Annotated in this window: 10 protein-coding genes; all 10 read right to left on the bottom strand. The window is 56.8% G+C overall.

All coding sequences use genetic code 11. The features are described from left to right. A partial coding sequence (hrpA, locus tag AAC019_RS16870) for an ATP-dependent RNA helicase HrpA (protein WP_339900479.1) occupies window positions 1–1701 on the bottom strand: 1701 nt, incomplete at its 3' end. A gap of 113 nt (window positions 1702–1814) precedes the next feature. Then, window positions 1815–2285, bottom strand: coding sequence for a Dps family protein (locus AAC019_RS16865; protein ID WP_339900477.1), 471 nt, complete (start codon window positions 2283–2285; stop codon window positions 1815–1817). Window positions 2286–2428: 143 nt separating this feature from the next. Next, window positions 2429–3229, bottom strand: a complete 801-nt coding sequence (locus tag AAC019_RS16860; protein ID WP_339900475.1) for a class II glutamine amidotransferase — start codon at window positions 3227–3229, stop codon at window positions 2429–2431. A 1-nt stretch (window position 3230) separates the two neighbouring features. After that, complete coding sequence (locus tag AAC019_RS16855; protein WP_339900474.1) at window positions 3231–3707, bottom strand: GNAT family N-acetyltransferase; 477 nt, start codon at window positions 3705–3707, stop codon at window positions 3231–3233. Then, entirely contained in the window at window positions 3704–5827 is a 2124-nt protein-coding gene (locus AAC019_RS16850) for a VWA domain-containing protein (protein WP_339900472.1), read from the bottom strand. The genes AAC019_RS16855 and AAC019_RS16850 overlap by 4 nt, the downstream gene beginning before the upstream one ends. A gap of 43 nt (window positions 5828–5870) precedes the next feature. Next, entirely contained in the window at window positions 5871–6245 is a 375-nt protein-coding gene (locus AAC019_RS16845) for a hypothetical protein (RefSeq protein WP_339900470.1), read from the bottom strand. Between the two features lie 22 nt (window positions 6246–6267). Then, entirely contained in the window at window positions 6268–6711 is a 444-nt protein-coding gene (locus AAC019_RS16840; RefSeq protein ID WP_339900469.1) for a YcgN family cysteine cluster protein, read from the bottom strand. Next, window positions 6711–7001 carry a YcgL domain-containing protein gene (locus AAC019_RS16835; RefSeq protein WP_339900467.1) on the bottom strand — a complete coding sequence of 97 codons (291 nt, stop codon included), beginning with the start codon at window positions 6999–7001 and terminating at the stop codon, window positions 6711–6713. The genes AAC019_RS16840 and AAC019_RS16835 overlap by 1 nt, the downstream gene beginning before the upstream one ends. Further along, window positions 6998–8143, bottom strand: coding sequence for a ribonuclease D (rnd, locus tag AAC019_RS16830; protein WP_339900466.1), 1146 nt, complete (start codon window positions 8141–8143; stop codon window positions 6998–7000). The genes AAC019_RS16835 and rnd overlap by 4 nt, the downstream gene beginning before the upstream one ends. 41 nt (window positions 8144–8184) lie before the next feature. Next, window positions 8185–8778 (bottom strand): recombination mediator RecR, encoded by a 594-nt coding sequence (gene recR / locus AAC019_RS16825; protein ID WP_339900465.1) that lies wholly within the window; start codon window positions 8776–8778, stop codon window positions 8185–8187. Window positions 8779–8855: the final 77 nt, after the last annotated feature.

Here is an 8855-nt window from a genome sequence, read left to right as displayed (position 1 = left end):
CTGCTGCTCAAAATACTGCCACAGATTTACGTACGCTAGAAAGTCAGAGTGCTCATCGGCAAAGCGCTTGTGCTGTTGATCGGCGGCTTGCTTTTTTTCGGCGGGGCGCTCGCGCGGATCTTGTACCGATAGCGCACTGACGATAATTAACACCTCTTCCAGCGCCCCGAGCTTGTCAGCCGCCAACAGCATACGAGCCAGCTGCGGGTCGACCGACAGCTGCGCCAAACGGCGGCCATCGCCGGTTAAGCGCTTGCGGCTATCTACCGCATGCAGCTCTTCGAGCATTTTAAAGCCATCGTTTATCTGACGAGAATCCGGCGGATCGACAAACGGAAACTTGTGAATATCGCCGATGCGCAGCTGCAGCATTTGCAAAATAACCGCGGCTAAATTAGTGCGCAGAATCTCGGCATCGGTAAACTCTGGGCGGCTTAAAAAATCGTCTTCGCTGTACAGGCGAATACAAATACCGTTGCTCACCCGCCCGCAACGCCCTTTACGCTGATTGGCACTCGCTTGCGATATGGGCTCGATGGGCAAGCGCTGTACTTTAGTGCGCACACTGTAGCGGCTGATACGGGCCACACCGGTATCAATCACATACCGAATACCCGGCACGGTAATAGAGGTTTCGGCCACATTGGTGGCCAGCACGATGCGCCGGCCGCGGTGGGCCGAGAACACCAAGTTCTGCTCGGCGAGGCTTAAACGCGCGTAAAATGGCAATACCTGAAAGTGGCGTAAATCAGCCTGACGCAGGCGTTTTGCGGTTTCGCGAATTTCCCGCTCACCACTTAAAAACACCAGTATATCGCCGCCGCGCTTACCGCTTTTGCGCTCGTGCTGATCAATCTCTTCAATCGCATCCAAAATGGGCTGATAAGTATCGCCGTCGCCATCGTCACTGGTTTCAAACGGCGGCCGGTACCACACGTCTACGGGATACGTGCGCCCGGACACCTCGATAACCGGAGCGCTATCAAAGTGACGGGAAAAGCGCTCGACATCGATGGTCGCCGAGGTAATGATTAATTTAAGGTCGGGGCGTTTTTTAAGCAGCTGCTTTAAATAACCGAGCAAAAAATCGATATTTAAACTGCGCTCGTGGGCTTCGTCGATAATAAGCGTATCGTAGCGTCCAAGCGTAGGGTCTTGTTGTATCTCGGCCAGCAAGATCCCGTCGGTCATCACCTTGACTAAAGTATTGTCGCCGGCCTGCTCGGTAAAGCGCACCTGGTAACCCACCGTCTCACCCAGCGGCGAAGCCAACTCTTCGGCCACCCGGGCCGCCACCGTATGGGCGGCAATTCGCCGCGGTTGGGTATGGCCAATCAGGCCGCGCACGCCGCGGCCCAACTCCAGGCAAATCTTGGGTAACTGGGTGGTTTTACCCGAGCCTGTCTCACCGGCTAGTACAACCACCTGATTGTCGCGGATTAACGCGGCAATCTCATCGCGTTTACCACTGACCGGCAGCTGCTCGGGAAACTCTATCGGGTTTGGCACACACTCGCGCCGTGCCGTGCACCGCTGGTGTGAGGCCTCCAGGTCGGCCTGCCATTTGTTAATGGCTTTATCGGCGGGCTTACCCTGCGCCAGACGTGCGGCAATATCACCGGCTTTGCGGCGCAGGCGATTGGCATCGTTCAACATGGCGCCGGCTAGCGCTGTGTCGATATCGGCGGGTAAACCGGTCATAGGGGTCCCTCTATAGATTCAGATGGGGCGCATTCTACCAGTTTACGGCCAGGGGTTGAGGTATGAGATAACAGGCGGGGGCGCCATGCCCACAAAGGGCATGGCGCAGTTTGTTACTCTTCGAGCAGCGAACGCAGCATCCAGGCGGTTTTTTCGTGCAATTGGATGCGCTGAGTCAGCAAGTCGCCGGTGGCTTCGTCGTTGGCTCTATCGACCAGCGGGTACAACGAGCGCGCGGTTTTAACCACCGCCTCCTGCCCCTCGACCAAGAGCGCGATCATCTCTTTGGCGGTAGGAATGCCCTCTTGCTCTTTAATGGAGGACAGCTCGGCGTACTGCTTGTAAGTACCCGGGGCCGGGTAGCCCAGCGAGCGGATACGCTCGGCTAGATCGTCCACCGCTACCGCCAGCTCGGTGTACTGAGTTTCAAACATCAGGTGCAAGGTTTGAAACATGGGCCCTTTTACGTTCCAGTGAAAGTTATGGGTTTTAAGGTACAGGGTGTAAGTATCAGCCAGTACCCGCGACAGGCCCTCGGCTAGCTGACGACGATCATCCTGCTCAATACCAATATCAATCTCCATGCTGTGCTCCTTTATCAATACTAAGGCCCACAAGGATTCGCAGGCCGTTATTTAATCAATCACGCTATGATCGGTATGACTATAAGATGGGCTCATTATGGTGGCTTTTCAAGGCGCTCAATCATCAAGTTCGCCTATGGCAATTATAGCCCTGCACTATGGTGCGCCCGATAGGCAATTTCACCGCGATCAAACACAATAAACTCCCCTGACGTCATGGCCTGCCAGGTTTCGTTTACGGTTAAAGGGTTAGTCGCAATCACCGTAACGATGTCATTGGCGGTGGTGTGCTCACCAAAATCTACCGTTAAGTCAGAGTCTGACAAACGCGCCTCTCCAAACGGCGCCCGCCGGGTGATCCAGCTGAGCTTAGTGGCGCAATAGGCAAACAAGTAGCGACCGTCACTGAACAAAAAGTTGGCAACCCCACGAGGGCTCAACTCGTCGCACCAGCGATGCAGCTGCTGCCAATAGGCGGGTTCGTCAGCTTCAAGCGTGGCGCCGGAGGCAAAACGCTCGCGAATACGTGCCAGTAGCCAGCAAAACGCCCGCTCGCTATCGGTGCTGCCCACCGGAATAAAATCCCCCAGAGTTAATGCCTCAGTACCGGCCAACTGCCCATTGTGCGCAAAGCTCCAGTTGCGACCAAACAATTCGCGCACAAAGGGGTGAGTATTTTCTAAATTAACGGCGCCGACGTTAGCCTCGCGAATATGGCTAATGGCAATACAAGTCTTCATGGGTAAGCGGCTAACAAGCTGCGCGATCTCAGAGCTAACGCTGGGCGCCCAATCGCGAAAGGCGCGGATACCGCGCCCCTCGTACAACACCACGCCCCAGCCATCGCGGTGCGGGCCGGTACCACCACCGCGCTGCAATAATCCGGTAAAACTAAAGCATAAGTCGGTCGGCACATTGGCCGACATGCCCAGCAATTCGCACACCCTAAAACTCCTTAAAGATTGATTCAGTTTGCGCCTGCCAGCCCATCAAGACAAACGATTTACCTCGCTCGCGATAGCGCCGATAGGGCTCGGCAATAGGCTCTGGCACGTCATCCGCTGCCAGCGAGCCGAAGCCCAGGCTTAGATAAAACTCGTGTAAATAGTCCAGCGCATAGCAGTACAGTGCCGGCTCGCGGGCCTCGCGCTGTATCTGTTGCATCAGCTCGCGGGCCAAGCCCTGCCGGCGCAACGACGGGTCCACCGTTAAGCTGCGCAGCAAAAAACAGCCAGCGGCGGGCTCTAGCACTCGCGCCGCTGCCAGTAGCTGGCCCGCCTCGCGCAGGGCGTAGACACGATCTTTTTTGCCGCACTTTACCTTCTGCCCCCACTGGCGAAACTGCCGGGTTACGTCGGGGTAAGCCGCGAGCGGCACAACCCACAGAGTTCGCTCGGCGCCACTTAGCTGGCTATCAATCACTGCCCAGTGCCTTTGTTGTCATTGCGATTATCCGGTGTGGCCGGCTTATCCTTCTGCGCCCCGGAGTCGTCATCATCTAGCTGTACCGCCGGCTCACCCATATCGGCAAATACGTCATCAAAGGCGCCTGCTTCCAGTTCTTGCTCGGCGGCAGGGTCTTGCTCGTCGCTTAGCTGCTGCTCAATTTCACCCAGCTCTTCTTCCATCGACTTGCCACTAAAACGTCGGTACAACCAATAGACTAACGCCAGCAAGGCCACATTAAACAGCGCGATTAACACCACCAACCACCATCGGGTGCCACCTTTTTCTGTAGGCTTAAGTGCAACATCCGCGCTTTTTAGCGAAGAGCTCTGTGCCGATGACGCCGTCTCATCCACCGGCTGCTGCGGTTGCGGTAGCGGCTCATTGCGCTCGCGCGCTAACGCCGCGCGCTCGTCGAGCAGTGCCTGCTCTAAGGCCTGCAAGGTTTCATCCTCGACGACCTCTTGCGGGTCGCCCTCAGCCGGGTAACTAAAATACTGTGGCGGCAACGCCTGAGAAAACGCCCGGCCGTTATGGTCGGTGCCTTTGGCCTGCAGCTCCACCACGTAGCGAGCGCGGTTGTCAGGGGTAATGGTAAGCCCCCAACCGCCACCGGGCAGGCCAGCGAGTGGTTGCATAGCGCTAGCGCCGGTGGAATCTTTGATATGCGCCACCAGCTCGGTGTTATCAGCGTTCAGCGATGGCGCCGCCGTCACAGTTATTTGATAGCTTACCGTCGCCCCGCTGCCTTGCGCTTGCAGCGATTTAGTCAGCTGCACCCTAAACTTGGGCTCCACCACCAGGTTGCGTTGATACTGTCTGCTAAAGGTGGCGCCATCGACCCGCAGATTCAGCTGAAAACGCCCGGGGGTTTCCGGGGTAACCGCACGCACTAAAAAATGGCCGCGCTCATCCGCCGGAACCAGAGTGACATTTTGTGAACGTGGCTCCGCCAGGCTGCCATCGCCGTTGTAAGCGGCGATGCTCACGCGCGCACGAAGCTGCTCCAGCAGTGGGTTGTCGATAACCAGCTGGCCGCGCTCGCGCAGTGAAAAATCTAACGTAATGGGCTCGCCCGGCAGCAGCGTCGGCGCGAGCGGCTGTACCTGCAAAGTCAGGTCGGTTAATACACTGACTCTGGTTTCGCTGCCGCCATCGAGCAGCTGCCAGCGGCCACTATGGGGCTCGGGGATAGTCACTAAATCATAGTGCGGGCGCGACACCCAGCGCACCCCCGCCGCCTGAGATTGCTCACTTATGCGTGCAAGTTTCGGGTCGAGTAAATGTGGTTTAGTGGCGGCTTGAGCCGGGTGATACATCAACACCGTTAGCTCCGCGACCCGGGAGTCCACATTAAACCCATCTCCGCTCAGGGGTAATCGTTGCGGCGGCACCGCTTGATCGAGAATATCGACAAACACGGAGACCAGCTGATCTCGATTGGTCACCACCCGGTGCTCGCCCGCGCTGGCGCTGGCAATGCGCTGCAACAAGTCGGCATCGGCATCGCCGGATAACGCAATGGTGTGAACAACAAAACCGCGCGCGACTAAATTGGGGATCAGCTCGGTAAGAATGCTATCGCGCTCGCGAGTATTGTGCTCGGGGTCGCGGTGGATATCGACCTTGCCGTCGGTCAGTAAAATAATATGCGCTTGTGCCGCGTTTTTGGGCGCCCGCCCGGCCCGGGCCAGGGCCGCGCCTATGTCGGTGAGCTGTCCATTTGAGCGAAGCTTTTGCAGTGACTCAAGCGCGCGTTGGCGCCAATTGGCATCAACTGAGGCCGCCGGCACCACCTCGTTAACATTGCCGGCAAAGCTCCACAAACCGGCGCGGGTATCGGCCGGTAACATTCTGCTCAGTAGCGTTAGCCCCTCGGCCCTGAGGTTTTGCGGGTCGGACTGATTCATACTGCCGGACACATCCACCAGCAGCCGGACGTCGGCCGTGGTCGATGGCTCGTCGGCCACACTTGGGGCAACCCCCAACATCGGCCACAGTAAAACGGCCATCACTAACAGCCGCCCCGGACGACGCTGGATCTGGCCTAATAGTGTATTAACAATGTCGTGAGCTATCCGATGAGTCTTGGCCATAATGCGGCACTCTTTAGCGGGCTCGCCGCTGCGGTACATTTTATTATTCTGCAGGCGCGCTTGCTTCGCCTTGGGTCGAGTCTTGTGCGCCGCGATGACGTTTGCGGGTCACCAGTAATAACACTAAGGTTAGCACCAGTGCGACCAGCCAAATGAGCGCGAGGGTAACGGCGGCATCGAGCCCCTCCTCTACCCCCAGAAAAACACTGTTTAACACAGCCACAAATAATGCTGGGGCATATGCCGCCGGGTGATTTTCCAGGTTCAAACTAAACGGGGTAAACAGTAGTACGGCAATAGACACCGCAAACAACCACTGTGCATAGCGGGAAAATGGCCGGGCAATACGCCAGCCAAACAATACCAACAACAAAGCGCCTATCAGGTAAACGCCCCAGGCGATCATCGACTCACTCAAGCCCTACTCCCCATTTGCTAAGTTATACTACCCAGTGAATTATATACTCTTCTAGCTCGTCCGGTGCTACCTGCGCCTCGGGCACCGCTTTACCGGCTACCGACATACCCGCGCGGTGAATTGCATCCGAATCGCCACTGACCAATGGGTGCCAGTCGGGCAGAGGTTCACCTTCGGCCAGCAAACGGTAGGCGCAGGTACTGGGCAGCCATTCAAACTCTTGCAGATCGTCGAGCGTTAAAGTTAAACATTCCGGCACCCGCGCTTTGCGGTTGGGGTAATCTGTGCAGCGGCAAGTATCGGTATCCAGCAACTGGCAGGCCACGGCGCTGTAGTAGACCTCGCCGTCGTCTTCATCTTCGAGCTTATGCAGGCAACATTTACCGCAACCGTCGCACACAGACTCCCATTCGGCAGGCGTCATTTGCGCCAGGGATTTTTCTTGCCAAAAGACGCGCGCCGCCATCAGGACAGTTTACTATTGCGAGACTGAATATCGGTGACTTGCGCATCGGGCTCTACCCGCGGTGGCAACTGCAGGTAGTAACCAGGATCATCTAAGCTGGCAATCACTTTATTGACATCCACCCGGGCGAGCTTGCGATTGCCGTCTAGCGCCAATACCATCGCCGGCTCCGCCACACCAAAGCGTTTACGCAGTGGCTCGGGGACTTTATCCAAGCCATCTTCTTTGCGGCAGTAGAGGTACATACCCTCTTCGCGTTTACTGCGATAAATCTGACAGATCACCTTCATGTATTTGCTCCATCGCGCAGTTGCTGTACTTTTTGCAGTAAACCGGCGCCAATCACATCATAGCGCCAACCGTTTAAACGCTCTGGCAACTGAGGCGCACCGACAATAGCGCTGCGCACAATCGCCTCGTACTCTTTTTTGCGGATCAACACTTCCGGCGGTAACTCGTGGGACTCGGCCTGGGTTAACACATACGCTTTAAGTGCTTTCATCCAGGAGCCATACTCCCGGCCCAACGGCGGGTCGAGCCGCTCGGGCCAACTCTCAGAGGGCTTAGCCAGCTCCTGGGCAATAATATCCAACAGGGTTTCGCCATCTTCAGTGATAGTGCGCCGGGGCATTCCCTCTATGCGTTTAAGTTGATTGACTTGATCGGGCAGTTGCCTGGCAAGCTCGTACATGGGTTGCTCTTTCATCAGGCGGTTGCGGGGAATATTGCGCTGGCGCGCTTCGACTTCACGCCAGTAGCTAAGCGCCCGCAACACGGCCAAGCCTTTAGGCTGTAACTTCCAGCCCAGGCCAACCCGAGTGTAATAACCGTCCAGATCGGCCTCTTGGCGAGCGGCGGCGACTAAGTCGGCGCAATCGGATTTGACCCAGCTGAGCCGATCATCCGCTTTTAAACGCTGCAGCAGCTTGCCGTACACAATCAGCAGGTGCGCCACATCCAACGCGGCGTATTTAAGCTGCGCCACGCTAAGCGGGCGCTGCAACCAATCGGAGCGGGTTTCACCTTTGGGTATTTCTACCCCGAGCAAATCCCGGGCTAGCGCGGCGTAGCCCAACGAAAACCCACAACCGGCAAAGGCGGCGCCAATTTGCGTATCAAAAATGGGGCCCGGCACGGCGCCCAACAAGGTATTAAATACCTCAAGATCCTCCGAGCAGGCGTGTAACACTTTGGTAACTTGCTCGTCGAGCATCAGCTCAGTAAGAGGCGTTAAGTCATCAAACGCAAGCGGATCAATTAAATAACAGCCCTGACCGTCACCGATTTGGATCAACCCGGCAATCGGGTAAAACGTATCGCTGCGCATAAACTCGGTATCAACCGCAATGGCCGCCTGAGTGCGCCAGCGCTGACACAGCGGCGTTAATTGATCGAGCGTATCAACCCAAATCGGATCTGTTGGAATAGCCATAACTACCTAATAAGACGGGCACACTTTAAAAGCGCGCTAAATTAAAGTGAGCGGCGACTGCTAAACGCGTGGGCCAGTGTGCCACCGTCGATGTATTCAAGCTCGCCCCCCAGGGGCACGCCGTGGGCAATGCGGGTGACGTTAATACCGGCTTTTTTGGCCCGCTCGCTGATGTAATAAGCGGTTGCCTCGCCCTCCACCGTGGGGTTAGTGGCCAAAATAATTTCGGCCACCGGCTCCGCCTCAAGCAGCGCCAGCAACTGATCGATGCCGATATCCTCAGGCCCCACGCCGTCGATGGGCGACAAATGCCCGAGCAACACAAAATACTTACCCTGATAACTACCGGCCTGCTCGATGGCAAGCACATCGGCTGGCGTCTCGACCACGCACAACAGCGAGTTATCGCGCCGCTCGCTGGCACACACACCGCACAGCGGCTGCTCGGTTAAGGTGCGGCAGCGGCCACAACGGGCAACGCCCTCGACCGCGCGCTGCAGGCTATCGGCCAGACGCGAGGCGCCCTCGCGGTTGTGCTCTAACAGCTGTAACGCCATGCGCTGGGCGCTTTTAGGGCCGACCCCTGGCAGCACTTTAAGCGCGTGCATTAACTCATCGATAAGCGGACTGAACATAAAATAATAAGCGCCTTAAAATGGCATTTTAAAACCGGGGGGCATACCCATACCCGAGGTCATCTCGGACATTTTAT

Origin of the sequence: uncultured Gilvimarinus sp., assembly GCF_963975215.1 — a bacterium.
GTDB lineage: Bacteria > Pseudomonadota > Gammaproteobacteria > Pseudomonadales > Cellvibrionaceae > Gilvimarinus.
This window is presented reverse-complemented; position numbering and strand designations above follow the sequence as displayed.